The following is a 25,462-nucleotide window of genomic DNA, read 5'->3' as shown; positions in this document are numbered from 1 at the left end:
AGTGAGTCTGGAAGTGATTAATTGTTAATTATCGATCGAGCGGCTTCTAGCAGCAGGCGCTGTTCGGCGCGGACGATCGCCCTGGAAGTTTGTTCTGCTGCATCGACATTGACCGAAATAGACGAAATTCCCCACCGCACGAAGGATTCAACTGTTTCGGGATACAATGCGGGAGCGTCGCCGCAGATGGAGCAAGGAATGCCGGCGGCCCGGGCCTGTTTGATTAATTGTTCGATCGCCCTCATCACTGCTCGATCGCGCCCGTTGAAAGCACCTGCTACCTGGTCGGAGTTGCGGTGAACTCCTAATAGCAATTGGGTTAAATCGTTAGTGCCGATAGAAATTCCTTGAACTCCGGCTTTTACGTAATCGGGCAATAAAAATAACACCGAAGGAACTTCCGCCATAATCCACATTTGAAACTCGGTTGAGCGGTTTTTCCAAACAGTTTCTAAGCGCTGGCGGCAGTATATAAACTCGTCAACCGAGCGCACGAAAGGCAAAATTAAATTAACATTGGTATGGCCTGACTCGCAGACTTTTTGAAGTACGCAGAGTTCCCAATCAAATAATTCCGGTTCAAAGGTATAACTGAAACTGCCGTGGGCGCCTGACTCCCGTAAATCGAGAGAGCGATAAAATATTGGCCGGGGCGAAACGGCAGCAGCAAATAAGCTGAGGCAATCCGCCATGCGATCGACAAATTCCGATTGGCGGCCGTCTTGCAGCCAAACTTTGGGGTTTTGACAGTCCAAAGCTTCTAATGCCATTAATTCCGATCGCAGCAATCCGATGCCGTCTATTGGCAGATTTTTGAGGCGGTCAATCGAACTTGTTTGGCTGACATTAACTAGCAGTTGAGTCGCCGTTGGTGGGCCCCAAACATATTGAGTAGACTCAGATTGTCGAGATTTAGGCGCGGAATTGGACGATCGATCGGAGGTAGAAGATTGGTGCTTGGCTATTGACATTTTTGCTGCTGTACTGTATAAATCTGCCTTTTTTGCTGTGTCCCGAAGTCGGCCCCTGTCTCCTGTCTCGATCGCATCGTGTTGGGTGAGGGCAAAAACTTCTCCGCTATCGCCGTCTACCAAAACCGAATCGCCCGAGGCGATCGCCCGAGTGGCCCCTGCCACTCCCACAACGGCGGGAATCCCCAATTCTCTAGCTAAAATGGCACCGTGGCAGGTCATGCCTCCTTGTTCCGCAATCACCCCAGCCGCAACCTTCAGCCAAGGCAGCCAATTCGGCTCGATTGTCCGGGCTACCAAAATGCCTCCGGCTAAGAATTCCGCGTTTTCTGGGTGGGAATTAGTCATAACTTGGGCAATTGCTTCGGCTTTTCCTGATGCTGCTCCCACACCTCTGAGTATCGCAGGAGTTCTGGCTGGGGCGATCGAGTTTGGGTGCTCTGGGGCGATCGAATTTTCCTCTAGTGGCGCGACTTTTTCCCCTTTCACAAGACGAACTTGAGTGAAATAAAACTGCGGTTCGCCAGTGTTTGCTGTCTGGTTTAGCGTCCACTCCAAAATTAAATCCGAGTCAAATTCTGCGATAGCTTTTTTACTCAATTCAATGATTTGTTGCAGTTGTGATTCCTCTAAAACGTACTCTCTTTGTGCTTCCTCTCCCAGCGCTAAAACTTGCACGCAACAGTCAGCAAAATCAGGAATTATAAATGGAGAATCGGGAATTGGGAAAGCAGCAAACTTGCCCAGCAGCAGTTTTTTTTTCGGTTCACCATCCCCGACTTTGAGATTGTAGGCTAATGTTTTGTAACCGATCCGCTGGAATTTAACCGCGGTTGTTTCTGGCTGCACTTGATAGTAATCGGGGATGGTTTCTCCCCTAGCGAGGGACAATCCCAAACCGCTGGTGGCTTGGATTTCCCACTGTGCACCCGCCTTTGCTTTCACCTCGCCTGCGGCGATCGCTTCTTGAAGTGGCTGCACCAAAACTGCGGGATTGATTTGCTGTACCCGCAGGCCGCACCGCTGCCAGTAAAATAGACATCGGGCTCTGAACATTTCCGCCCAAGCTCGTTTGAGTCCGTCCCCAATGGCTTCTGGTTCTGCCCGTACTGCCTGAGATTCCAGAATGCCGACTGTTTTCGGGTTCCAGGAAGTCAGGGAAGGGCGAAAAATTAAGGCTGTGGAGTTTAAGTTTGACTGTGAGTTGAGTTGAGAAACAGCAGACTCTAGGGTGGAGAGCATTGAATCTGGCAGTTTGCCTGCGAGGATTTGGTGGCGGATGCTGCGGGCGATCGATTGCAGTTGTCTGGGTTCATCGACATTCAAGTGCAGGGAAGAGTGTGGCCAGTCAGCAAACAGCGGTTCTAGGCACTCGATCGACTCTAAAAACTGCCAGAATGTTGTAGCTGGCACGACAAAACCCGGTACAACGGGATGATTTTTCTGGAGCAAACAGCTCAAGTAAAATGCTTTTTCTCCCACTGCATCTCGGTCTGAAGGTTGAATTTTGTCTAACCAGTAGAGGTTTTTCACGCTGCGAGCCTGTCGGTGGAAACTGATTGAAGTTGAAAGTTTTTCCCATTAATCACTTACGACAATTTTAGGATGAACAAGCGACAATGGACGGGATTAGTCAAATCTTTTCTCAATCTATTTCTTAAGTCTAACTGTCCTCTTTGTCAGCGGCCGGCCGCCGGAGAGTTTTGTCCGTACTGTCACAAGCAACTTCAGCGATGTCAGTTAAGCGATCCCGGTCGATTTTGGCATTCAGAGCAGCGTGTTTTTGTGTGGGGTGAGTATGGCGGGGCTCTCAAACGGGCGATCGCAGCTTTGAAATATGACGGCAATCCGCAATTAGCCCAACCTCTAGGCGGCTGGCTAGCAGAAGCTTGGCTGAGTTTTCCGGAATTAGCTATAGACAATCTAACAGTTGTACCGATTCCCATGCACAAAGAAAAGGTCAAGGAGCGCGGTTTTAACCAAGCAGAACTTTTGGCTGAAAGTTTTTGCGAGCTGACTGGTTTGCCTTTGCAGCGGCACGGTTTGGAGCGGGTGAAAAATACTCAGGCTTTATTCGCTCTGACGCCACAGCAGCGCCAAGCGGAAATGAAAAATGCTTTAAGTTTGGGGAAAGATTTTCGTCGTCGCCTTCCGCGCGATCGAGTGCTGTTAGTTGATGATATTTACACTAGCGGTACTACGGTTAAGTCGGCAATTAAAATATTGGAACACTCGGGAATTTCGGTTTATGGAACTGTGGCACTGGCAACTCCGAATAAGAGCGATCGTTAAGTTGTGACTGGCTTTAATTTTAAACAGGTTTGTAGTGAAGAAATGATATTTATCAGGATTTGCTAATAAGATTTTTTTGGGAAAACGAACCGCGAACACGCGAAGTCCGCGAAGGAAGAGAAAGAAGAGAGAGAGTTTAGGCGAAAAGGGGGAATTGGTTGCTGATGTTCCACCGGCTGCCGTCGTGAAGCAGTAAAGTTAACGCGGAAGCGGTAAACTCAAAGTGGAGCGATCGCCCGGAGAATTCCAACCAAGCCGTTTGAAAATTCTCCTTAGTTAAATCGCGAAACGCTACTGTCATGTGCGGTACAAATGGGCGACTTTGAGAAACTCGATCGACTATTCCCAAATTTGCCTCCATATAACTCATCAAATCTTTGTGAATCTCCAGCAATTCGGGCGATTTGACAACATCAGCGTAAATGACGCGGGGCGCGAAAGCAGCAAAACCCGATAGAGTAACCGGAATGGGCAGCCGATTTGCAGAAAACTCCTTCAAACTTTCCTCTAATTTGGGAACATCCTCCGCTAACGAGTGAAAAGGAGGTTGCAGCGTGATGTGCGGCGGCGACTTCAAAGCACCGCGGCTGTTGTAGTGTTCCGCAAAATACTGTTGAATCTCAGTAATCTGCTGTTCAATATCGGGAGGCGGCACTATGGCAATAAAAAATCGCTGTTTTGACTGGTTCATCGGATAACATCGCAGTTAAGAAAGGATGGTGCAAAATGGAATAGAGAGCATTTGCCCTCGATCCCATTGGTGATCACCCATTCCCAATCTAAAATATAAAATCTAAAATCCCAAATAAAAATGCCTTGGTTTGTCAAAATTGAGCAAGGAATTGTCGAAAAGCCTGTCTTTGACCAATACGTGCCAGCTCACAGAGCTTATGTCCGAGAGTTAATTTCTAAAGGACACCGAGCGAAAACTGGCTACTGGGGGAGGCGGGGCGGCGGTATGTTGCTGTTTGAGGCGGGTTCGATGGATGAGGCGAAGGCGATCGTCGCTGAAGACCCGCTGGTGAAGAACGGTTGCGTTATTTATGAAATTTATCACTGGTGTGTGGTTGAAGAATAAATAACTGTGTTATACTCATATATGAACTGGACCCACGCGATTCCAACGCCCAAATCTTGTCAGGACCGGAAGGTAGCAGCAACACGGGATGCTTGTAATAGGCGTGGTCTCCGGTTCACCCAGTTTTATGAGGTGTAGCTCCTATGCCTGGTTTCGGAGATATTTTACAAAAAGCAGTTTACCTTGGTGTCGGGCTAGCTTCTTACGCTGGTGAAAAAGCTGGCAGCAAGTTAACTGAATTACGCACTGAAGCCCAAAAGCTGGCAGACGAATTGGTGAAGCGTGGCGAGATGTCAACGGAAGAAGCTCGTCGCTTTGTTGATGACATGGTGCAACAGGCTCAGCAGCAGCCCCCCGTAGCATCGGCTGGGAACGAAAAACCGGCTGAACCTCGGCGGATTGAAATTATTTCTGAGGAAGAAGATGTCTCGGCAAAAGATGCTAAAGAGACAGGCGGCGTAGACAAGCTCCGCGAACAGGTGCAGAATTTACAAGAAGAATTGCGGCGGCTGAAGCGGGATTAAGCAGGAAAAAGCTCGCTCCGCAAAGCATGAAGGGAACTCAGGATAATACTCTTGAGTTCCCTTTTTGAATATCTCCCCTGTCAGATGTGGACGGATATCAGGCAATAGGTAATAGAATTGAAAGTAGGTGCGATCACTTCACTTGAGGCTGGCTGCACTTGTCTGTAAAATATTTTGTAATAGCCAACTGTCAAATTCATGGAAGATTGGTCTAAAGATTTTTTTGGAGCAATGGAAAATGCTGTTACTGAAGTAGAGCATTTTTTCAGCGAAATGGGCGAAGAGTTTGTCGAAATGCTGGACGTTTTGGCAAAAATGTCGGAAGAGTTTACTGAACAAGTACAAAATAATCTGATTAACGACATTGACGGTTATTTCAATGAATTTGACGGTTTATTGAATGAATTTATCGAACCGATAATTGAAATTTGCCGCGACTTCGACCCGCAATTTGATGAGATAGATTTGTCAATGGTGACTTATGTAGACCCTTCGCCGACGCAGCAGCCGGCTTGTCGCGGTTGTCGCAACTATCACGGTCAAGTTTACGGGGGAAATTTGTTGGTTTGTGCGATGCACCCTACTGGTGTGGAATCGGAGAGTTGTGCTGATTGGGAAACTGACAGCGATGCAGATTTTTGATGGCCCAGTTGAGTTGTTGAGGGGTTAATAGCTTATGGTAACGTCAATTCAGTCTCCGTCAAAGATTTCTCTGGAAGAGTTTATGCTATTGCCAGAGACTAAGCCGGCTAGCGAGTATGTTGACGGTCAAATTTATCAAAAAGCTATGCCCCAAGGAAAACACAGCACGTTACAATTCGAGTTTCCATCTGTTATTAATAGAGTTGGCAAGCCGCAGAAATTAGCTTATGCTTTTCCTGAATTGCGCTGCACTTTTGGGGGACGTTCTCTTGTTCCAGATATTGCCGTGTTTGAGTGGTCGCGCATTCCTATCAATGCTAATGGAGAAATAGAAAATAGGTTTGAAATTGTGCCGGATTGGACAATTGAGATTTTATCGCCGGATCAAAATCCAACTCGGGTCATTAATAATATTTTGTTTTGCTTAAATCACAATGCTAAACTGGGTTGGTTGATTGACCCGGAAGAAAAATTAGTTCTGGTTTTTAAACCGCAGCAGCAACCAGAGGCGAAGGAGAATCAGGATATTTTACCTGTGCTCGATGTGCTGTCGGGTTTGCAAATGTCGGCGGCGGATTTGTTTGGGTTGTTAAGTTTCGATCGCCCGTGAGTTACAGTTGAGTATAGGGAATATTGCATCTAACGGCATTTAAAGGTGAATCGCTCAACGGCTAATAATTCGCAATTTGGATTTCCGAAAATGCCGCCATCGCTGCAATTACGACAGTATCAGCGACTGGCGGTTGCTAATTGGTTTGCGAATCAGGGACGCGGTACGCTGAAGATGGCGACGGGTAGCGGCAAGACGATTACTGCGCTGGCGATCGCCACTGAATTATACAATAAAATTAACCTGCAAGTCCTGCTCGTAATTTGCCCTTACTGCCACCTGGTGAATCAGTGGGCGCGGGAATCCGAGAAATTTGGTTTAAAACCTATTTTGGCTTTTGATAGCGCCCGCAGTTGGCAGAATAAGCTGGCTGGGGGTTTGTATGAAGTGCGATCGGGCGATCGAGCATTTCTCACAATCATCACTACCAATGCTACCTTAATGGGTGATAGTTTGCGATCGCAACTGCGCTATTTCCCAGAAAAAACCCTGATTATTGGAGACGAAGTTCACAACTTAGGCGCGCCCCGTTTAGGAGAAAGTTTGCCGCGCAATATTGGACTGCGACTCGCCCTTTCCGCTACCCCAGAAAGGCATTTCGACGAACAGGGAACCGAAGCTATTTTAGATTATTTCGGCCCGGTTTTGCAGCCGGAACTCACCTTAGCCGACGCCATCCGCCAAAAAGCATTAGTACATTATTTATACTATCCAATTTTAGTAGAATTGACAGAAGCCGAAACCCGCAAGTATTCCCGCTTAACTCAAAAGATTGGCTGGGCGCTTTGGGGCGATGAAAAAGTAGAAGAAAACGATGCTTTAACGACTTTATTAATGCAGCGAGCTCGGTTAATTGGGGCAGCGGCTAATAAATTAACAGCGTTGCGAGAATTAATGATTCACCGTCTCGATACAGCCCATACTTTATTTTACTGCGGCGAGGGTGTGATCGAAGGAAATACGCGCCGAAATAACAACCGCCAACTAACAGAAACTGCGAAGTTATTGGGTTCAGAATTAGGCTACCGAGTTAACACTTATACTGCGGCAACTCCTTTAGCAGAAAGAGAACGATTGCGCCAGCAATTTGAGAGTGGAGAATTGCAAGGTTTAGTCGCGATTCGCTGTTTGGATGAAGGCGTTGATATTCCAGCAATTCGCAATGCTGTAATTTTAGCAAGCAGCAGCAATCCGCGCCAGTTTATTCAGCGCCGGGGACGCATTTTGCGGCCGCATCCGGGGAAGGAAAGGGCAACTTTATTTGACATGATAGTTTTGCCTCCTGATTTGGGCAGAGAAACCTTAGAAGTCGAGCGCAATTTGCTGCGAAAAGAGTTGAAGCGGTTCTTGGAATTTGCCGATTTAGCCGACAATGCTGGGGAAGCTAGAGTTAAATTGCTGCAACTTCAGAAGCGTTACGGGCTATTAGACATTTGACATTTATTAAGGTTCGGTTTATGTTTTAGAAGAGAGAATTATTTGATCGTAGTTTGAGTTGCTAGTTTAGTTCGCGATCGCACGCAGAGTTCAGAAACCAGGTTTCTTTGTAGATTTCTTGTGACTGTTGACAAAACTCGTAGAAACCGGGTTTCTCGCCCATGAGCCTAGACCCTGTATATTTTAATATTTGCAAAAAAAATATGACTGAAAATCTGAATGAAAATCTGATTATGGCATTTAGATATGAAGATAGTGCGATCGCAGCCCTACCGACAAGCATTTTAGCAGAAAAGCGTTCTTCTTATCAAACTCATCAGGAATTCAGCGACGTACAGCAACCTATTACTAGCGCGCCACCGGAAGTGCGACAAATTATTGAGCGGGTATTGGAAATTGAAAAAGATAAGTTGTACATGAGAGCTCCCCGCCACATTAACGATGACATTTTAAAAATTATTAAGGAAGCAATTGTATGAAGTTAATCTCAATTACTCTGTGCAACTTTCGTCAATTTTACGGCAAAAGCCCAGAAATTAAACTAGCTTGGGGTCTGCAAAATATTACAGTAATTCACGGTAATAACGGCGCTGGAAAAACGGCTTTAATGAATGCCTTTACGTGGGTACTTTACGGACAATTTAGCGCGGCTTTTGCGGCGGAAGAACAATTAGTAAACAAGCGCGCTCTGGCTGAGGCGGAAATGGGAAAAGCCGTAGGTTGTTGGGCGGAAATTGTGTTTGAACACGACAGCACGCGCTACCAAGCAAAACGCATCTGTCGTGCTTATAAAAGTGAAAATACTGTAGAACATGGCAAGGCTGAATTGTTTCTGAGTGTAGCAAAAGATAACGGTCTATGGCTGAAGCCGGATCAGCATCCCGATGATATTATCGGGCGGATTTTGCCGGAAAGTTTACATAAATATTTCTTTTTTGACGGGGAGCGAATCGAGCAAATTGTCCGCTATGACAAGAAGGCAGAAATTGCGGAAGCTACTAAGGAGTTGCTGGGGGTGGAAGTCTTGAATCGATCGATACGCCATTTACTAGAAGCAAAAAAATCTATAGAGACAGATTTAAATATAATTGGTAATGCTGAAACGAAGAAACTTTTAAAAGATAAGCAAAAAATTGAGCAAGAATCTGAGCAACTTTCGAGCAGACAAGTAGAAATCGAGCGGGAATTGGCAAACCAAGGGGAGTTAAAAAAAGCAGTTAATGGTAACTTGTTGGAACTTAGCGGTGCTGCGGATTTACAAAAGTTGCGAGACGAATTGGAAATGCAAAAAAGTTTATTGAAGCAACAAATTGTCCAGGCTACAGATGCTCTAAAACGAGCAATTTCTGTGCGCGGTTACACGGTATTTTTGTCCGATGCGGCGGCTGAATTTGAAGTGATTCTCGGGGGTTTACGAGAAAAAGGCGAGTTGCTTTCGGGGATTCAGCGACCGTTTTTGGAAGAGTTATTAGCGCAGCAGCGGTGTATCTGCGGTGCGGAATTAGTGGAGGGTTCTGACTCTCGCCAACAGGTTAGCGGTTGGATGGATAAGGCGGGTGTTGGCGATGTGGAAGAAACAACTATTCGGATTAGCGATCGGGTAAATGAAATTGATAAACAAGTCGCTGATTTTTGGGAGGAAATTGACCGACAGCAAGGCAATATCAGCCGCGACAGAACCGAACTTTCTCGGGTGGAAACGCAGTTAGACGATATTCACAACAAGCTGCGAAATTTTCCTGACGGCGATGTCAGCCGCTTGCAAAAGCGCTTGGATGAAATTGAGGCAAAAATTGGCGATTTGCACCGGGAAACAGGCTCTAACCAGCAGCAGATTGAGAGTTTGAAGGCGTCGATCGCGAATCTGGACAAGCAAATCGATAAGCAGCAACTGAATGAGCAAAGGCAAGTATTAGCCCAGCGCCGGATTGCTGCGACTCAGGATGCGATTGATCGCCTAACAGAAGTGCGATCGCGCTTAGAAAAACAGTTTTGTTCTCAGTTAGAAAAGCGGGTGCAAGATATTTTTAGTCAAATTTCTTTTACTCCTTACATCCCCAAGTTGAGCGATAAATACGAACTGACGCTAGTAGAAAATACGTCGGGAAAAGAATCTTTGGTTGCCGCTTCTACAGGAGAAAATCAAATTCTCAGTTTGTCGTTTATCGGCGGAATTATTGATGGTGTGCGTGAGTGGAGTCAAAAGAATACTTTGATGGGCCCGGATAGCAGTACGTTTCCAATTGTGATGGATTCTCCCTTTGGGAGTTTGGACGAGATTTATCGCAAGCAAATCGCGAATAAGCTGCCGAAGTTGGCGAATCAATTGGTAGTTTTGGTAACTAAAACTCAGTGGCGCGGAGAAGTTGCTCAAGAGATGGAAAGTTGCACCGGCAGAGAATACGTGCTGGTGTACAATTCTCCGAAAGCTGATTGTGAAGAAGATTCGATCGAACTTGGCGGGACGCGCTATCCTTTAGTTAGGCGCAGTCCCAATGAATTTGAATATACGGAAATTGTAGAGGTGGATTATGGCTTCTAATTCGGCAATTACGCAGGTTTTGGAAACGGATATTTGGGTGAAGGCGACGTGGGAAGAGTTTCTGAATTTTGCTGAGGATTCTGCATGGGAAAAGGGCAAGTTTTATTATTATCAAAAACATATGAGGGTAGAAATGTCACCAGTATGGCCATTGCACGGGCGTCAAAATTCAATTATGGCTTGTGTAGTTATTCTGTTTGCAACATTGAGAAATATCCGAGTAGTTCAGTTTACTAACACCAGTTTTCGCAAAGCAGGTATCGGCGAGTTTCAGCCGGATTTAGCTTACTACATTGGTTCCGATTTAAGAGTGCCTCCTGATGATAGCAATTCGGCTGTTGATTTAAATCAATACGATCCGCCTAATTTGATAGTGGAAATTGGGGCGTCTTCTTTTAATGATGATTTAGGCGGCAAGCTGTTGCTTTACGAAGACGCAGGAATTAGCGAATATTGGGTTGAACGTGCAAACACGCGGGAGGTTTTTGCGTTTGCGATTAATGGCGGAGGTAGCGGGAGAATTCAAGAGTCGCGGGTTTTGCCTGGGCTGGAAATCCTGTTAGTAGAGGAAGCTTTGAACCGGAGTCAAACCCACGATGATGGGGAAATTAATCGCTGGTTGATTCAAACTTTTAGTCAAAGTTGAAGGGAGTTGGACGTGGAAAAGGAGTATCATAAGTTGGTGCGCGATCGCATTCCTGAAATTATTCGCCAAAGCGGGAATGAATGCGAGTTTGTAATTTTGTCGGAGGCAGAATACCGTCAAGCTTTGCTGCAGAAATTGATTGAGGAAGCGGGGGAAGCGGCGGAGGCTGATGAGGAATATTTGGTGGCGGAATTGGCGGATTTGTATGAGGTAATAGATGCGGTGATGGCGAGTTTTGGCATTTCGGGCGATCGACTTTTGGCGGAACAAATGAAGCGGCGGGAAGCAAGAGGAGGTTTTGCACAAAAAATTATGTTATTGCGGACATTCTGAAAATTATCTGCGTTTATCTGTGTTTATCTGCCTCTAATCTGCGGTTACTCTCTCAATCAAATTACTCAGTTAAAAATTACATATTAATCCCAATGGCTGCTAACAAAATTAGAATTGCTAAAGATAAAGCCGAGTTAGTCAAATCATTAACTTTATCGGATAACAACTCCGCGCCATTTCAGACTTACGCCGATGTCATCGCGTTTGCCGCAGCGTTGGGAAATCAGCGGAAAAAACGATCGCCCTTGGGAGAAATTTCTAAACGAGAACCGGGGGCAATAGATGTTGATATCTTTGTATCCAGGGGTTACGATATGGCGATTAAATTAATTGCGATCGCCGAAACCAAAAATCCTCAAATTCTCTCCCATCTCGACGAAAAATTGGAAGCACAACGCTTGCAAATTTTTGAAGAATATGCTAATGGTGGACTGGAAATTTTGCGCGAAGAGTTGCGGGGCGCGGCGGATTATACCGATCGCCTTTTGTTGGTTTTGATTTCTGAAAGAGACAACCAACATCGGTCAAATGAAGAATTCGATTTAAGCAAGTTTTTATTTTAATAGGTTCCCAATGATGCACATCCCAAAAGATATAATCAAGAGATGCTTAAAGCAAGCTGAAAAATTTATTGCTTACAGTTACTCAGCATTTATTATCTGCTATTTGCTTCTCAAACTAATCTTTTGGGATCAAATAGGAATTATTGCCTTAGTTAGCACTTTTAGCCCCTTAATTTTCTTACCTACTTTCCTGCTTATCATCATCGCATTGTTAATTATCAAAAAAAGATGGTTCACTGTTATTTCTGCGATAGCCTGCATTCTTCTAATAAGTTGGCTGCACGTCAAATATTTTTCTCCCGCACCCATCAACATCACAGATTCGCAGCCCAGCATCAAAATTTTTTCCCATAACCTGAGTTGGCATAAAACTCAGTCACCTACTTTATTTAAACTGATTCAGAAGCAAAAACCCGATATTATATTTTTACAAGAAATCGTTAGGAAACATACCGAAAGAGCTTTCACCTGGTTAAAAGCAGACTACCCCTATCAAATTGGCACTCCCCCTGTAGGAATTCTCAGTAAATATCCGATTGTATCGAGCGAAATACTGCACTTAGCCGGTCATCCAGAAACGCAGCAGCGGGCTATTATTAAATTTAAGGAACAAGAAGTAGTGATTTATAATATGCAAGCTACTGGCCCGTGGTTGAAACTATCTAAAAAATGGGGTTTTCTCAAAATTCCAGTTTACAAATATGACAAACGTTCGCCTGAAATTCAAGACTTAGTGCAGCGAGTTGAGCGAGAAACTCTGCCAGTAATTGTCGCGGGCGATTTTAATATGACAGACGAAACTCAAGACTATGACAGGGTGCAGAAAGTCATGCAAGATTCTTTCCGAAAATCGGGATGGGGATTTGGTTTTACCTGGCCTCACGGTTGGGAACTTAAATTCTTGGTAAAAAGGTCGAATTGGAGATTAAATTATCCGGTTTTCCGGATTGATTATATTTGGTATTCAAAGCATTGGGGTGCTAAATCTAGTTCGGTTGTGGAGGCAACCGAGTCGGATCATTTGCCTGTAGCAGCCGAACTTATTTTATTGACAGCAGCTAGATAGCGAGAATTAGTCTATACTAGAAAAATTAGCGGGGATTTGGGGGGTGCGGCGTTGAGCTTGAGAGATTTAGCGATTCAAGATGAGTACCGGAGCGATCGCTGCGATCTAATCCAAGAATTTTACATTCCTTGTTTGGAAAAGGCTACAGTCTACAAGCGAGCCGTTGGTTTTTTCTCCAGCACTTCAATGGCAGCCGCCGCAAAAGGACTCACAGCATTGATTCGAGTTGGCGGCAAGATGCAGCTCGTGGCTTCTCCACATTTGTCCCCAGAAGATGCGGAGGCGATCGTGCAAGGAATGCGACAAAAAGAAGAAGTTATTGTCAGTGCTGTTCTGCGAGAATTAGATAAAGAATTTGAGGGGATTGTTCGAGATCGCTGGGCTTGTTTGGCTTGGTTATTGAGTCAAAACATCCTCGAAATAAAACTAGCTGTTACTAAAAATATTCGCGGTCAGGGAATTTATCACGAAAAATTAGGGATATTTGCCGATGCCGAAAACAATATCGTTGCTTTCACGGGTTCGGCAAACGAAAGCTCAACTGCTTTAATTGACAATTTTGAATGCGTTGATGTCTTTTGTTCTTGGCATCCGGGAGTTAGAGAACGAGCCTTAAAAAAAGCCGAAAATTTTCTGAAGTTGTGGAAAAACGAGACGCCGAATGTGGAGGTAATGGAGTTTCCCGAAGCGGCGGCGCGATCGCTGTTGCGGCTATGTCCCGATCGACCTCCTGCACTGGAACCCGGATTGCCATACAAACCTAAATTTTCTGCCTCTGAAGATAAGACAAATTACCAAGTGAACTCCTCAAAAGGAAGTGATTTGTGGGGACATCAAACACAAGCCGTTCAAGCTTTATTGCAGCATCGCTGCGGCATTCTGGAAATGGCAACAGGAACCGGAAAAACGCGCACTGCTTTGAATATTTTGCAGGAATTAACTACAGCACAAGCCATTGAATCTGCCATAATTACTACAATTGGAACCGATTTACTCAACCAATGGGTTAAAGAGTTGTACAGCGTGGCTAGCAATTTAAACCCCCAGTTTCGCGTCCTTCAGCATTATGGCGAATATTGCCAAAAAGATGAGTACGATCTAGACCCCAAAAATAGCGTGTTGGTAGTGTCGCGAAACGCACTGCGCAACGTGCTGCGCTCGCTCAACAACCCCACCAGAAAACGGTTGCTCATAATTCACGATGAAGTTCACGGCTTGGGAAGTCCCGCCAATATTGAAGACTTAGACGGACTATCTCACGGGATTGCTTATCGACTCGGCCTCAGTGCAACTCCAGAGCGAGAATACGATCGCGAAGGAACAGAATTTATTGAAAAAAATGTCGGTGCTGTCATTTATCAGTTTGCTTTAGAGGATGCGATTCGTCGCGGAGTTTTATGTGAATTTGATTACTATCCAATTGAGTATGAATTATCGGAAGAAGACCGACAGCGCATCAAGAATGTCTACAGCCGAAAAGCAGCTCGCAAATCAGAAGGTAAACCCATGTCTAATGAGGAGTTTTGGACGGCTTTAGCAAGAGTTTACAAAACTTCTCGCTCCAAAGTGCCTTATTTTGAAAGGTTTCTCTTGGATCACCCAGAAATTTTAGACAGATGTATTGTGTTTGTAGAAGACCGCCAATACGGCGAATTAGTCTTATCTCTCATTCACCGTTACCGATACGATTATCATACCTATTATGCTGAAGATGACACTAAAAACTTGGTGGATTTCGCTCAAGGTAAAATTTCTTGTTTAGTAACCTGCCATCGCATTTCTCAAGGAATTGATATTCAGTCTCTCCGTTCAGTGGTTTTATTTTCCTCAGCGCGGTCTAAATTAGAAACAGTTCAGAGAATGGGGCGCTGTTTGCGGCGCGATCCAACTAACCCCAATAAACGAGCTGTAGTTGTTGATTTTGTTCGAGTTCAGGATGAAGATACAGAGGAGTTAAATACTGACCAATTGCGCAAACAGTGGCTAACCAGTTTATCTAAAATTAGAGCGGAGGCAGATTAACGATGGCAATAGACAAAAAAATTTATGAGGCAGTTTATGAAGCGGTTAACAACCACAATCAACCGCAAAAAGTAGCTGAAAGAATGATGCTATGGCTCGCACATTTATCAGATGGAAGTGCTACTTTGTCAAATCCAAATGACATTAAAGCTTCGCTGGAAACGATATTAGATGCCCTTAAAGTAGAGGGCGGTCAAGATGAAGAGGAGGAATTAGAATGAGCCGACAATTTACGCTTTTAGGATGGTCGGCTTCGGGTTTAAGATGTCCCGACCATGAGGTGAATCTTTGCCTTCCCGACAATCATCTTTTACCCTATCCAGTAACATTAGTGCAGATGCCTAACGGTACTGGTAAAACAACTACATTAACGATGCTGCGTGCTGCACTATCTGGCTCTGCAAATGAGTGGAACTCAGAAAAGATTCGCGAACTTCGACGCAGCGGTGACTCGGCAACATTTGGTCAGTTTGTGGTCAAAATAGCTGTGAATAACAACCCACTGACGTTTGAGCTGAAGCTAAATTTCGAGCGCGGTAAAGTTGAATACAGAACCAGCTACGGAACTGGAATTAGCGATGGCTTTTTTCCGCCTGCACCGCTGAGGAAATTTCTCAATTCAGAATTTGTTAACCTGTTTGTTTTTGACGGGGAACTAGCTAGTAATTTACTAGATTCTAAACAGACACGCGCTCGCAGTGCAATTGATTCTCTCTTCCAACTATCTTTGTTGGAGGAAGTGGCTAATGCGTTTCAGGAGAATTGGGAAAAACACGCGGAATCGGCTAAAGCAAAATCTAATCAGGGTTTAAATCGCCGCATAAATACACTAAAACGTTTGCAAGAAAAGCGAAAAAGAATTAAGCTCGAACAGGAAAAACTTCTGCGTCACAAATCGCAGCTTAACTTAGGAATACAGGAAGCAGAAACAGACTATGAAACAGCCTTCAGCAAGGATCGGAATATTGGAGAGCAATTACAAAAAATCAAAGTCGATTTAGAGAATAAAGAGAAAATTATTGTTTTAGCGGTGGAAAAGGCGATCGCGAAAATGCGAGACCCTGAAAGACTGCTTCCTAAGTTTGGAGAAGCTCTCAAGGACTTAAAAGCGAATTTAGATAGACTGAAATTACCAACTTCGACTTCAAAAGAATTTTTTGAGGAGTTAGCACAAGCTGAGGAATGCGTGTGCGGCCGCAAAATGAATCAGGTGACTCGCGAGGCCGTGCGCGATCGCGCTAAAAACTATCTAGCCGACGATGAAGTCGGGGTTTTAAATAGCATTAAATCAGATATTGCCATTCATTGCAGCGACGAACCCGAAGTTCCATATCAAGAACTTCAGAAACAGTTAGCAGACTTAGGATACCAAATTACTAAACGAGATAACCTCAAAACAGAAATGAGCGCGATCGAACAAACACGTTTTGCACAAGGCGACTCCGAACTAGAGGAGAAAAAGCAATATTTTGAAAAACTAAAAGAAGAACTTCGCAGTTGTACGGAACGTTTGAAAGAAATTGAGCGATCGCCCCACACCAAACCTAGCGAAGATACAGACTCCCTCAAGGAATTAGATAAACTCATTGAAAAAGCAAAAGATGAAGTCGCTGAAGCCACCAACACCTTAAAGCTCAAATCCCAAACAGAAATTGCTAGGCGCATTCTTGCCGAAGCGCACCAGCAAGCAAGAGAATACCTGCGAAAGTTTATTCTTGAAGAAACCAACCAGCGCATCGCGCAACTGCTATCGAGAGATCCAGTTTTTTTAGAAGACATTCAAGACTCACTGCAACTGCAGGGACAAGGCGGTGCGAGTGTCGGTCAAACCTTATCTGTTAGCTATGCTTTTCTAGCGACTCTTTTTAACCGCAGCGAGCACCAATTGCCTTTTATTGTTGATAGTCCGGCCGGTTCCCTCGATCTCAAAGTCCGTCCCGAAGTAGCGCGCCTCATTCCCTCTTTGTGCGATCAGTTTGTCGCCTTTACTATCTCCAGCGAACGGCAAAGTTTTGTTAATGTTTTGCATCAGGCGGCCAAGCAGCAAGTGCAGTATCTCACTATTTTTCGGAAAACCTCTAGAATGAAGGCGCTTTTGCAGAATGTACCGCCCGATCGCATCAAAGAAACTGTTGATGGAGTCATCGTGAACGGAAATGACTTTTTTGAACGATTCGATCTCGATGAGGAGTTGTAAACATGGACTTTCAATTGCGTAAACAGGCTCGCACGTGGTTTAAGGATATATCTGCTCATTATCCAACTTTGTTTGACTTTTACTATCTTTGTTTGATGGCCGGTTTCGCTTCGGGACGCAGGAATCCTGAAATTCCTTCTGAAGAAGTAGATTCTTTAGTAGAAAACTTTCCGGGTGACTTCCGCGATCGCGGGCGGCGGTTAGTCGGACTTTTAATTCATGCCGATCTAGCTTATTTAGGAATAGATTTAGATGAGCGAGATGCTGTTTACCGCCGAGTCGCAGAGTTAGTCGATCCTAACTCGCCTTCCGATTTGTCTAATGAAGGCATTAAGATAATGAATCAATATGCTCATGGCGGTTTTGATGTTCTGTGCGAAAATTTGAGGGATCGCCCCACATCAATTGAAACATTCGTTAGAAAATACGCTCGCTGCCTCAGCGAGTTACAAACCGCAGATGCAGGGCGATCGTGAAAAAACATCTGCGTTTATAGTGGCACAGGCGTCCCGCCTGTGATTCCAAAAGCGGTGAAAAAATCAACTTAGCACGGGTGGCAATCCCACCTCTTTCGGCTGCACAAATCGGCCGTTAAAACTAATAGCTTTATCCTCAAAAGTCCTCGCTTCCGCTACCGCTTGCCGCAAATGAGCTCGCTCCATATCGTCCTGAATTCCCCCCACCAAATATACAATTAACTTCGTCGCTAAATCCTTTCCAGAAACTAGCACTCGCTTTTTGTTCGGATCGTACAAAATCCCGTACCACGCAGACTCCGGATTGTCCATGTGGCTAAATCCTTCATCCACATCGAATCTGCGGAGTTTGTCGAAAATAGATTTCAGGGAAAGTTTCTTTCTAAATACTAGAATTCCCAAAGCATTAGCTAAAGCAATTTGACCGACTGGACGGAACAAAATATTTCCCTCGCCCCCTGGCTTTTCAAAACTAAATCGGCGCAATTCCGCCGTTTCTTCGCCGCTTTCAATTCTTTGATAGCTGGGTAAAGTTGCTAAATGATCGAACAGTTTTTTAAACTCTTCAATTCCCTCTTTTAGTTCTTCATCTTCGGGACGCATGGGAATTAAACCTTTTCGTTCCGGCTTCCAATGGGGGAATTTGTATTCTAAATACCGTTCGGACATATCTTGCAGCGCTTGCAATGTGGTTAATACAGTTGATTTGGCTGCCACTGTGGCGCTGTCCCAATTGACGCGGGGGTTTCTGTCATCTTGCTCTTTTAATAAGGGATGGGTGACAGCAATTTTTCGGGCCGCGATCGCAAATCCGTTATCCTCGTTCAATAATGCTAGCTGGCCCTGACTCAGCGTTACCGCCATTAGGTTAACGTGCACAAAGATCGATCGCACGCGCCGTTGTGCTTGCTGTCGCGTTTCCCCCGCTACCGCCGCCGGGATAAACTCAATTCCGATTTTTTCGTGAGCTAATTTATACACTGTTTCGGGGTCGATTTGATACTCTTCTGCTAAATCTTCCAGAGTAATTGCAGCGCCGACAGGTTTTTTATTTTTGTTGTATCTTTGCAGGAGTCCGGTTTTAATTAAACTCATTAAACCTTGAACTCCCATCAGCCGATGCTGGCCGTCTAAGGCAAAAATCGAGAGTTCTTTAGAAACATTCAAAAACCCTAAGTTCTCGTTTTTATCAAAGGATGTAAATTCAGTAGCGGATTTGGTTGCTACGCCATTTTTATCCCATTCCTCGGCGTGAGGATTATCTACCCACGGGGGACTGACGACTACTAAAACTGCGGGGAATTTGTGCGATTTTCGGGCTGCTAAATATTGAGTTAGGGCGGCTTGGCGCGACCAATCTAAGGGACGCTGGATAATTTCGTCAATCGTTTCGTCGTCGCGGACGATGTTGTTCGTTTGGAGGTCGAATTTTTGGCGGAAAAGCGGCATTTGCGAGGCGAAACGAACGCGAGAGTCTAACCATTCTAGGGTGACTGAACCGATGTATGCTTCAGTGTTTCCCATCTGGGTTTTTTGTACGAAAATGCGATCATCCTTTCCTAAATAATTATCTAATAAAAGTGCGATTTCCTGTCTGTCGCTATTTTCTTTTTCTAAAATCTTGCTAGCGAGGTCATCCGCTGGATTGGTAGTCATTGGGATTTTTTATATAATTAGGCTATTTTTTTTAAAATATCATGAGTAAAATTTTATGTCAACTCTTGTTTTTTAAAAATTTTTGTGAAATACTGGAGTTATCTGAGAACAGTCCCCGACGGCATACCATATTTGTTGCACGATGTCAATAATTTATTTATTTAAACCGCAGATGAACGCAGATAGACACAGATAAGAGTTATTCCTTTGCGTTTGTCGGCGTGTATTTGCGGTTTCACAAAAAAATATGTCTACTCCTTCCTTTGAATACATTTTGCCGGTCATCCGGGGAATTCAAGCGGGCCGCGAATATTACGTGTCGATGTGTCCGGTGCGTTTTTTGCCGAAATTGTTTCCCTTTGAATCTGAAGAATTGCCCCCGTCTATGCGGGCGAAACGCGCGCTTAACAAAGCTAGGATTCCCGAAATTGCTGATTATTTGGTCAAGAATCCTACAAATTATACTTGTGGGGCAATTGCTGCTTCGATTGATGCGGATATTACTTTTGAAGCAGTGGGAAATGAGGCAGAGGAACGGAAAATTGGTCGCTTGCGGGTGCCGATGGATGCTAAGTTTACTATTAATGACGGACAGCATCGCCGGGCGGCTTTTGAGATGGCTTTGAGGGAAAATCCGCAGTTGGGATATGAGACGGTGGCGCTGATTTTGTTTCTCGATATTGGGTTGGAAAAATCGCAGCAGATGTTTGCTGATTTGAATAATTTTCAAGTTCCTTTGGAGGCGTCGCTAAGTGTACTTTACAACCACCGGGACGATCGCGCTTTTGTGGTGAAGGCTGTTGTTAAGCAGGTTGAGGTTTTCCGGTGTTTGACTGAGATGGAGAAGGGGAGTTTGAACGGACGATCGCACAAGTTGTTTGCGCTGAGTGCGATCGATCGTGCGATCGTGGCTTTGCTGTCCAACATCCACAGCAACAAACACGCAAAACCCTCTCGTTACCGCGCCACAAAACAGGAAAAAGAGGAAGAACTTACTCAGCAAATACAACTGGCGGTTAGTTATTGGAATGCGGTTTGCAGTTTTATTCCTGATTGGCAATTAGTTCTGCACAAGCAAGTGGCGGCGGGGGAAATGCGCCGGGATTCCGTGCACTGTCACAGTGTTGTGCTTGAGAGTTTGGGGGAAGTTGGGGCGGCTTTGCTGTCGGTTTTTCCTGAGAGTTGGGAGGAACGTTTGAGCCTTTTGCAGCAGGTTGATTGGTCGATTTCTAATCCTGATTGGGAGGGTGGGATTTTGTTGAAAGGGGGGATTTCGCGATCGAGGGCGAGTGTTAGTTGGATGACTGATTATTTTAAAAAGCGGTTGGGTTTGGAAATCGCAGATGCAGCAAAGGCGGGACGCCCGTGCCCGAATGAATAAAAATTGTGAAAAATCGTGTAAAATTTAAGACTGGATTATATTTAATCATACCAGGAGGGAGCAGTGAGTACGGGGCAGGAATCAGAATATAAAAATTTAGCTTATTATCGCAATTGTTTTGCAAATCTTAATGTCAACACTTCACAGAAACGCGGTAATGCTCTAAATCAGCCAACACTGCTATTGTCTGTAACTGATTTAATTGCACAAGGTTTGCTCAAGGAGAACCGCATTACCATTTCCGATGAATTAATTAACACCTTCAACCAAAATTGGTCGGCGCTGACTTCTAATCCTTTAAAGGATGATTCTTTTCCTCTTCCGTTTTATCACTTGAAAAACAAAAAACCTAGATTTTGGTATCTTAAATTTAGCGAACAATATGAAGGAGGGCGCCCTCAAACAATCAATACGTTAAAACAAGCTATTGACAGCGCAAGAATAGACGATGAACTATTTAGTCTGTTGCAAGATAGTAATGCCCGGAAAGAATTAATAGATGTACTGCTCTCGGTCTGGTTTTCCTCTAACCAAAAACAGAGCGGAGATATTTTAAACATTAACCAGTCTCTTCAAGATTATACCTTGGATGAATTAGATAGTATTGAATCGGATCATCCAGATATCAAACCAAAGGTGTATTTAAAAAAATCTGTGGTTAGAGAGGCGGTTTTTCGTAAAAGTGTCGTGCATTTGTATGATTACCGATGTGCTTTCTGTCGATTAAAAGTCGTCACTCCCTCACTTAGTCAAAGTATTGTAGATGGCGCACATATCAAGCCCTTCTCTGAGTTTTATGATAATAGACCAGATAATGGGCTCTCACTCTGTAAAAATCATCATTGGGCATTCGACCGAGGATGGTTTGCTGTTGACGATCGTTATCAAATTATAGTTGATAGCGATTTACAAGAGGACTCACCATACCCTAGATTAATGAGAGAGTTTCACGGAGAACAGATTATTTTGCCAAGTTTAGAGCAATATTATCCGAGAATAGATGCGCTTCAGTGGCATCGCAAAAATGTGTTTACTTCAAAATCAAAAGGGAGATCGAGAAAATGAATGAATTACAACAGATGTCACTATTTCCGCCACGCAATATTGGCGATTTAATGGCAGACATAGAAATTTTGAAAAAGGAAATTCAAGAACTTTATTGTCAAGATGAACTCCCACTTGTAATCGGTTGGAGTGGCGGCAAAGATAGTTCGGCAGTCCTACAGCTTGTCTGGTATGCGATTGCAGAGTTGCCAATTGAGAAACGCCACAAAAAAATTCATGTTTTAACAAATGATACACTGGTAGAAAACCCTATAGTAGCTGCTGGAGTACATAATTCTCTAAAACGGATGAAAGTTGCAGCCCAAGAACAGGGAATGCCAATAGAAACTCATTTAACTTATCCAGCCGTTCAAGATACCTTTTGGGCGTGCTTAATAGGTAAAGGATACCCAGCACCTAGAAATCGATTTAGATGGTGTACGGAACGATTGAAAATACAACCAACCGGTTCTTTTATTCGTGAAATAATTAGAACTAGCGGCGAGGTAATTCTTGTTCTAGGTACTCGCAAGGCTGAAAGTGCTAAACGCGCCGCAAATATGGCTAAACATAGGGAGTGGCGGGTAAGCGAACGCCTTAATGCTAATCCCACTCGCCCTAACTCTTATATTTACCTTCCCATTGAAGACTGGCGAACAGATGAAGTGTGGCTTTACTTGATGCAGTGGGATAATCCGTGGGGAAATAACAATAAAGATTTGCTAACTATGTATCGAGGTGCAACAGCAGACAATGAATGTCCTTTAGTTGTCGATACTTCCACCCCTAGTTGTGGAAATTCTCGCTTTGGCTGCTGGGTTTGCACAATGGTAAGCCAAGATAAATCTATGGAGGCAATGATTCAAAACGATGAGGAAAAAGAATGGATGCAGCCTCTACTCGATATTCGCAACGAATTAGACATTCCAGACGATCACCCAAAAAGAGACTTCCGGCGCATCTACGGTAGAGTAGAACTGTTTGAACGCAACATGGGCGACGACACAACCTCCGTCGAACCCATCCCAGGGCCCTACACCAAATTCTGGCGAGAACACTGGCTGAGACGAGTCCTGGAAGCACAAACCCACGTCCGCAAAACCGCACCCCTAGAAATGCGCGATATCACCTTAATTACCCCAGAAGAACTTAGCGAAATCCGCCGAATTTGGCTGGAAGAAAAGCATGAATTTGACGACTCTTTGCCCCGGATTTACGAAGAAGTTACGGGCGAACCTTTTGAAGATTCCCGTCCCGCCGCTGAAAGAAAACTCCTCGGTAGCGATGAATGGACTGCGATCGAAGAGATTTGCAGCGAGGACAAAATGCACCTCGAATTGATGGCAAAACTCCTCGACACAGAACGCCAATATTACACAAAACCCCGCCGTACAGGCATTTACGCCGATTTGGACAAATGCTTTGAAACCAGTTCGCGATCGAAGGAAGAAGCCATTGGCAACGCCCACTACCAACGCAATTTAAAAAAAGCGGTGGAAGATATTAAAGCAAATCCGACGGAAAACATTCAGCAATTCAAAGATGCGATAGCCCAAACCAACAGTTCCGCAAAAAACGATACCGTTGATATTGCCAAACTTAAAGAAGAACTCGAAAGCAACAGCAATCAAAGCAGACAGCTATCTTGGGCAGACATCAAATTTTCTACTCCCGATGTAGGAGATAAAAATAGCAAAGATTAAATCTGTTAAATCACAATTTACCCTGCGTAAGGTGCGTCAGCTATCATTATTATCCACATAATGGATAGCCCAATCGCTGACGTACCTACCAAACAAATCAGCAACCACCGACAACATCTATAATGCAATTCCTCGAACTCGTCCTCAAAAACTTCGGCCCCTATGCAGGCACCCAAACCATCAATCTCCGCCCCGAAAAAGACGGAAATCCCTGCCCAGTCATTTTATTTGGCGGCATGAATGGCGGCGGCAAAACCACCCTCATGGACGCAATTCGCCTCGCCCTCTACGGTGGTCGCGCCCAATGTTCCACCAGAGGCAATTTAAGCTACAGCGACTTTCTCAATCAATGCGTCAACCGCCACACACCCCAATTAGAAGATACCCGCGTCGAACTAACATTTGAACAAGTCCAAGATGACAAATTAGCTCAATTTAAAATAGTTAGATACTGGAAAAAATTAGATATCAAAGACAACTTAAGCATTCTCATCTACAGCGAGATTGTCAGCGATTGGTGGTCGGACAAAGCAATTACTAACACCTGGGACGAATACATCGAAACCCTTTTGCCCGTCGGAATATCCAACCTATTTTTGTTTGACGGCGAACAAGTTAAAGAACTCGCCGAACTCGAAACACCGCCAGAGTTTGTCGTCGGGGCGATTAAATCTCTTTTAGGTTTAGAATTAGCAGAACGCCTCGCCGTCGATTTAGAAATATTAGCCGGCCGCAAGCGGAAAGAAATTGCTGGCAAAAAAGACTTGGCTGCTTTAGAAAAAATCGAACAAACTTTTCAGAAAATTTCTGATGAAATAGAGTTGGCTAAGCAAGAACAAGCCAGCTTTAAAAACGAATTAGATAAAGCTCAAAAAAATCAGCAACAAGCATCAGAAAAGTTTATTTATGAAGGCGGGAAAATTGCCGCCGATCGCAGTCAACTAGACAGACAGCTAAACGACTACAGAAATCAGGCAGAAAAAACCCGTCAATCCCTGATGGAATTAGCATCAAATACCCTACCACTAGCCCTAATTTCGCCCTTACTAAGTGAAGCAAAAACGCAAGCAGAAACAGAAGCCAGCCAGCAGCAAGCAAAGATTGCCCAAAATGTTATCAAACACAGAAGCGCTCGCCTCCTCAACTACATCGCGGAAATCTCGTTAAATCCCCAACAGCTAGATAAAATTCAAGACTTTATCCGCCAAGAAAATCAAGAACTCGAACAGCAAGCAGGAACAGACCTTCCGCCCTGGATGAACGCCGACAACAACAGCATCCAGGAACTAGAAAGCCTCCTTAGCTACCAAATCAAAGCCCAGCAAATTCTAGCCCGCGACCAAATAGAAGAAATCAAAAACATCGAATCAGAAATCGACTTCACAGACAGACAACTCGCAGCCGCAGCTTCCCCCGAAGCCTACGAAAAACTAGAAGAAGAAGTCAGAAAAGCCCAAAAAGCCGTCGCTATCGCATCCGCCGCCTGCGAATCAGCCAACCGCCGCGTCGATGAATTAGAGAGAGAATTAGCCAAAAACCAAAAAGAACTAGAAAACTACAGCAGCGAATACATCACCATCAGAAACAGCCAACACGTCATCGCTTCGATCGCCAAAGCCCAAGCCACCCTGAAACTCTTTAAAGAAAAACTCACTCTCAAAAAACTCAACAAACTCGAAATAGAAATTACCGACTGTTTCCGCTACCTGTTGCACAAAACCGACCTCGTACACAGAGTTGCGATCGACACTCAAACATTTAGCCTCTCCATTTACGATCCAGAAGGCAAACCAGTACCCAAACACCGACTTTCAGCCGGGGAAAAACAATTGCTGGCGATCGCCTTTTTGTGGGGATTAGCGAGAGTATCCGGGAGACAATTGCCAGTGGCGATCGACACTCCCTTGGGCCGCCTCGACTCCTCCCACAGAAACAACCTAGTGGAACGCTATTTCCCCTCGGCCAGCCACCAAGTCATCCTGCTTTCTACCGACACGGAAATTAGAAAAGTAGAATACGAAAAACTCCAAGAATTAGAGGCGATCGCCCACAGTTACCTCCTCAAATACGACTCCGCCAAACACCAAACCACCGTCGAAAAAGGTTATTTCTGGGAATAAAAATTAAGGCTAAAAAATAGCCGCAACCCCTTGACTTTGCCCTGGGGTTGCGGTAGTATATATAGCATAATGGGATGGTGGCGAAAATTTTATTTTTGCCACCATCCCATTATTAAGGATAAATCCTACTACAATCAAAATACCAAAAAAAACCGATTT

Annotated in this window: 23 protein-coding genes and 1 other RNA gene; 21 read left to right on the top strand and 3 right to left on the bottom strand. The window is 44.5% G+C overall.

What is annotated here, in order from left to right; genetic code table 11:
- Positions 1-17: 17 nt before the first annotated feature.
- Entirely contained in the window at positions 18-2,504 is a 2,487-nt protein-coding gene (locus QUA42_RS09120) for a putative PEP-binding protein (protein ID WP_333137006.1), read from the bottom strand.
- A gap of 72 nt (positions 2,505-2,576) precedes the next feature.
- Between QUA42_RS09120 and QUA42_RS09115 the strand changes: the two genes are divergently transcribed.
- Positions 2,577-3,263, top strand: a complete 687-nt coding sequence (locus QUA42_RS09115) for a ComF family protein (protein WP_333137005.1) — start codon at positions 2,577-2,579, stop codon at positions 3,261-3,263.
- Positions 3,264-3,399: 136 nt separating this feature from the next.
- Here QUA42_RS09115 and QUA42_RS09110 read toward each other — a convergent pair whose 3' ends face one another.
- Positions 3,400-3,954 carry a 2'-5' RNA ligase family protein gene (locus QUA42_RS09110; RefSeq protein WP_333137004.1) on the bottom strand — a complete coding sequence of 185 codons (555 nt, stop codon included), beginning with the start codon at positions 3,952-3,954 and terminating at the stop codon, positions 3,400-3,402.
- A gap of 120 nt (positions 3,955-4,074) precedes the next feature.
- Here QUA42_RS09110 and QUA42_RS09105 point away from each other — a divergent pair, with 120 nt between their 5' ends.
- The 16 genes from QUA42_RS09105 to QUA42_RS09030 all read left to right on the top strand — a co-directional run bounded on the left by QUA42_RS09105 (position 4,075) and on the right by QUA42_RS09030 (position 17,399).
- Positions 4,075-4,341: a YciI family protein gene (locus QUA42_RS09105; protein WP_006632991.1), complete on the top strand. Its 267-nt coding sequence runs from the start codon at positions 4,075-4,077 to the stop codon at positions 4,339-4,341.
- A 23-nt stretch (positions 4,342-4,364) separates the two neighbouring features.
- Positions 4,365-4,461, top strand: an RNA gene (ffs, locus tag QUA42_RS09100) — signal recognition particle sRNA small type.
- A 23-nt stretch (positions 4,462-4,484) separates the two neighbouring features.
- Positions 4,485-4,865 (top strand): phasin-related domain-containing protein, encoded by a 381-nt coding sequence (locus tag QUA42_RS09095; protein ID WP_333040711.1) that lies wholly within the window; start codon positions 4,485-4,487, stop codon positions 4,863-4,865.
- 198 nt (positions 4,866-5,063) lie between these two features.
- Positions 5,064-5,507 carry a hypothetical protein gene (locus QUA42_RS09090; RefSeq protein WP_333137003.1) on the top strand — a complete coding sequence of 148 codons (444 nt, stop codon included), beginning with the start codon at positions 5,064-5,066 and terminating at the stop codon, positions 5,505-5,507.
- A gap of 34 nt (positions 5,508-5,541) precedes the next feature.
- Complete coding sequence (locus QUA42_RS09085) at positions 5,542-6,117, top strand: Uma2 family endonuclease (protein WP_333137002.1); 576 nt, start codon at positions 5,542-5,544, stop codon at positions 6,115-6,117.
- Positions 6,118-6,207: 90 nt separating this feature from the next.
- Positions 6,208-7,554, top strand: a complete 1,347-nt coding sequence (locus QUA42_RS09080; RefSeq protein ID WP_333137022.1) for a DNA phosphorothioation system restriction enzyme — start codon at positions 6,208-6,210, stop codon at positions 7,552-7,554.
- Positions 7,555-7,757: 203 nt separating this feature from the next.
- Entirely contained in the window at positions 7,758-8,033 is a 276-nt protein-coding gene (locus QUA42_RS09075) for a hypothetical protein (RefSeq protein WP_333040705.1), read from the top strand.
- Positions 8,030-10,096: an AAA family ATPase gene (locus tag QUA42_RS09070; RefSeq protein WP_333137001.1), complete on the top strand. Its 2,067-nt coding sequence runs from the start codon at positions 8,030-8,032 to the stop codon at positions 10,094-10,096. The genes QUA42_RS09075 and QUA42_RS09070 overlap by 4 nt, the downstream gene beginning before the upstream one ends.
- The gene (locus QUA42_RS09065) at positions 10,086-10,742 is read left to right on the top strand and encodes a Uma2 family endonuclease (protein WP_333137000.1); all 657 of its coding nucleotides are present in this window, start codon (positions 10,086-10,088) and stop codon (positions 10,740-10,742) included. Before QUA42_RS09070 ends, QUA42_RS09065 begins: the two co-directional genes overlap by 11 nt.
- Before the next feature lie 12 nt (positions 10,743-10,754).
- Complete coding sequence (locus QUA42_RS09060) at positions 10,755-11,075, top strand: nucleoside triphosphate pyrophosphohydrolase (RefSeq protein ID WP_333136999.1); 321 nt, start codon at positions 10,755-10,757, stop codon at positions 11,073-11,075.
- Between the two features lie 92 nt (positions 11,076-11,167).
- Positions 11,168-11,638, top strand: a complete 471-nt coding sequence (locus QUA42_RS09055; RefSeq protein ID WP_333136998.1) for a DNA phosphorothioation-associated protein 4 — start codon at positions 11,168-11,170, stop codon at positions 11,636-11,638.
- 10 nt (positions 11,639-11,648) lie between these two features.
- Positions 11,649-12,704, top strand: coding sequence for an endonuclease/exonuclease/phosphatase family protein (locus tag QUA42_RS09050; RefSeq protein ID WP_333136997.1), 1,056 nt, complete (start codon positions 11,649-11,651; stop codon positions 12,702-12,704).
- Between the two features lie 51 nt (positions 12,705-12,755).
- Positions 12,756-14,726: a DEAD/DEAH box helicase family protein gene (locus QUA42_RS09045; protein WP_333136996.1), complete on the top strand. Its 1,971-nt coding sequence runs from the start codon at positions 12,756-12,758 to the stop codon at positions 14,724-14,726.
- A gap of 2 nt (positions 14,727-14,728) precedes the next feature.
- On the top strand, positions 14,729-14,947 hold the full coding sequence (locus QUA42_RS09040; RefSeq protein WP_333136995.1) for a CxC ATPase DNA modification system associated small protein: 219 nt from the start codon (positions 14,729-14,731) through the stop codon (positions 14,945-14,947).
- A complete protein-coding gene (locus QUA42_RS09035; protein WP_333136994.1) occupies positions 14,944-16,923 on the top strand; it encodes a hypothetical protein in 1,980 nt (659 codons plus the stop codon). The genes QUA42_RS09040 and QUA42_RS09035 overlap by 4 nt, the downstream gene beginning before the upstream one ends.
- Before the next feature lie 2 nt (positions 16,924-16,925).
- Positions 16,926-17,399, top strand: a complete 474-nt coding sequence (locus tag QUA42_RS09030; RefSeq protein WP_333136993.1) for a hypothetical protein — start codon at positions 16,926-16,928, stop codon at positions 17,397-17,399.
- Between the two features lie 63 nt (positions 17,400-17,462).
- Here the strand turns inward: QUA42_RS09030 and QUA42_RS09025 are convergent, their stop codons facing one another.
- The gene (locus QUA42_RS09025; protein ID WP_333136992.1) at positions 17,463-19,055 is read right to left on the bottom strand and encodes a DGQHR domain-containing protein; all 1,593 of its coding nucleotides are present in this window, start codon (positions 19,053-19,055) and stop codon (positions 17,463-17,465) included.
- A gap of 247 nt (positions 19,056-19,302) precedes the next feature.
- On the opposite strand from QUA42_RS09025, the gene dndB reads away from it, so the two are divergent.
- The 4 genes from dndB to dndD all read left to right on the top strand — a co-directional run bounded on the left by dndB (position 19,303) and on the right by dndD (position 25,303).
- A complete protein-coding gene (gene dndB, locus QUA42_RS09020; RefSeq protein ID WP_333136991.1) occupies positions 19,303-20,436 on the top strand; it encodes a DNA sulfur modification protein DndB in 1,134 nt (377 codons plus the stop codon).
- 63 nt (positions 20,437-20,499) lie between these two features.
- A complete protein-coding gene (locus tag QUA42_RS09015) occupies positions 20,500-21,501 on the top strand; it encodes an HNH endonuclease (protein WP_333136990.1) in 1,002 nt (333 codons plus the stop codon).
- Entirely contained in the window at positions 21,498-23,183 is a 1,686-nt protein-coding gene (gene dndC, locus QUA42_RS09010) for a DNA phosphorothioation system sulfurtransferase DndC (protein WP_333136989.1), read from the top strand. The genes QUA42_RS09015 and dndC overlap by 4 nt, the downstream gene beginning before the upstream one ends.
- Before the next feature lie 122 nt (positions 23,184-23,305).
- A complete protein-coding gene (dndD, locus tag QUA42_RS09005; RefSeq protein WP_333136988.1) occupies positions 23,306-25,303 on the top strand; it encodes a DNA sulfur modification protein DndD in 1,998 nt (665 codons plus the stop codon).
- The last annotated feature ends 159 nt before the right edge of the window (positions 25,304-25,462 follow it).

It is taken from the genome of Microcoleus sp. Pol11C2 (assembly GCF_036701505.1).
Classification (GTDB): Bacteria; Cyanobacteriota; Cyanobacteriia; order Cyanobacteriales; family Microcoleaceae; genus Microcoleus.
Note: the sequence above shows the minus strand (reverse complement) of the source record. Positions and strands in the feature narration are given on the sequence as shown.

Excerpts from the sequence above, each read along its gene's own strand:
- QUA42_RS09115 (WP_333137005.1), top strand. The coding sequence starts at position 2,577 with ATGAACAAGCGACAATGGACGGGATTAGTCAAATCTTTTCTCAATCTA.
- QUA42_RS09110 (WP_333137004.1), bottom strand. The coding sequence starts at position 3,954 with ATGAACCAGTCAAAACAGCGATTTTTTATTGCCATAGTGCCGCCTCCC.
- QUA42_RS09105 (WP_006632991.1), top strand. The coding sequence starts at position 4,075 with ATGCCTTGGTTTGTCAAAATTGAGCAAGGAATTGTCGAAAAGCCTGTC.
- QUA42_RS09095 (WP_333040711.1), top strand. The coding sequence starts at position 4,485 with ATGCCTGGTTTCGGAGATATTTTACAAAAAGCAGTTTACCTTGGTGTC.
- QUA42_RS09090 (WP_333137003.1), top strand. The coding sequence starts at position 5,064 with ATGGAAGATTGGTCTAAAGATTTTTTTGGAGCAATGGAAAATGCTGTT.
- QUA42_RS09085 (WP_333137002.1), top strand. The coding sequence starts at position 5,542 with ATGGTAACGTCAATTCAGTCTCCGTCAAAGATTTCTCTGGAAGAGTTT.
- QUA42_RS09080 (WP_333137022.1), top strand. The coding sequence starts at position 6,208 with ATGCCGCCATCGCTGCAATTACGACAGTATCAGCGACTGGCGGTTGCT.
- QUA42_RS09075 (WP_333040705.1), top strand. The coding sequence starts at position 7,758 with ATGACTGAAAATCTGAATGAAAATCTGATTATGGCATTTAGATATGAA.
- QUA42_RS09070 (WP_333137001.1), top strand. The coding sequence starts at position 8,030 with ATGAAGTTAATCTCAATTACTCTGTGCAACTTTCGTCAATTTTACGGC.
- QUA42_RS09065 (WP_333137000.1), top strand. The coding sequence starts at position 10,086 with ATGGCTTCTAATTCGGCAATTACGCAGGTTTTGGAAACGGATATTTGG.
- QUA42_RS09055 (WP_333136998.1), top strand. The coding sequence starts at position 11,168 with ATGGCTGCTAACAAAATTAGAATTGCTAAAGATAAAGCCGAGTTAGTC.
- QUA42_RS09050 (WP_333136997.1), top strand. The coding sequence starts at position 11,649 with ATGATGCACATCCCAAAAGATATAATCAAGAGATGCTTAAAGCAAGCT.
- QUA42_RS09040 (WP_333136995.1), top strand. The coding sequence starts at position 14,729 with ATGGCAATAGACAAAAAAATTTATGAGGCAGTTTATGAAGCGGTTAAC.
- QUA42_RS09035 (WP_333136994.1), top strand. The coding sequence starts at position 14,944 with ATGAGCCGACAATTTACGCTTTTAGGATGGTCGGCTTCGGGTTTAAGA.
- QUA42_RS09030 (WP_333136993.1), top strand. The coding sequence starts at position 16,926 with ATGGACTTTCAATTGCGTAAACAGGCTCGCACGTGGTTTAAGGATATA.
- QUA42_RS09025 (WP_333136992.1), bottom strand. The coding sequence starts at position 19,055 with ATGACTACCAATCCAGCGGATGACCTCGCTAGCAAGATTTTAGAAAAA.
- dndB (WP_333136991.1), top strand. The coding sequence starts at position 19,303 with ATGTCTACTCCTTCCTTTGAATACATTTTGCCGGTCATCCGGGGAATT.
- dndC (WP_333136989.1), top strand. The coding sequence starts at position 21,498 with ATGAATGAATTACAACAGATGTCACTATTTCCGCCACGCAATATTGGC.
- dndD (WP_333136988.1), top strand. The coding sequence starts at position 23,306 with ATGCAATTCCTCGAACTCGTCCTCAAAAACTTCGGCCCCTATGCAGGC.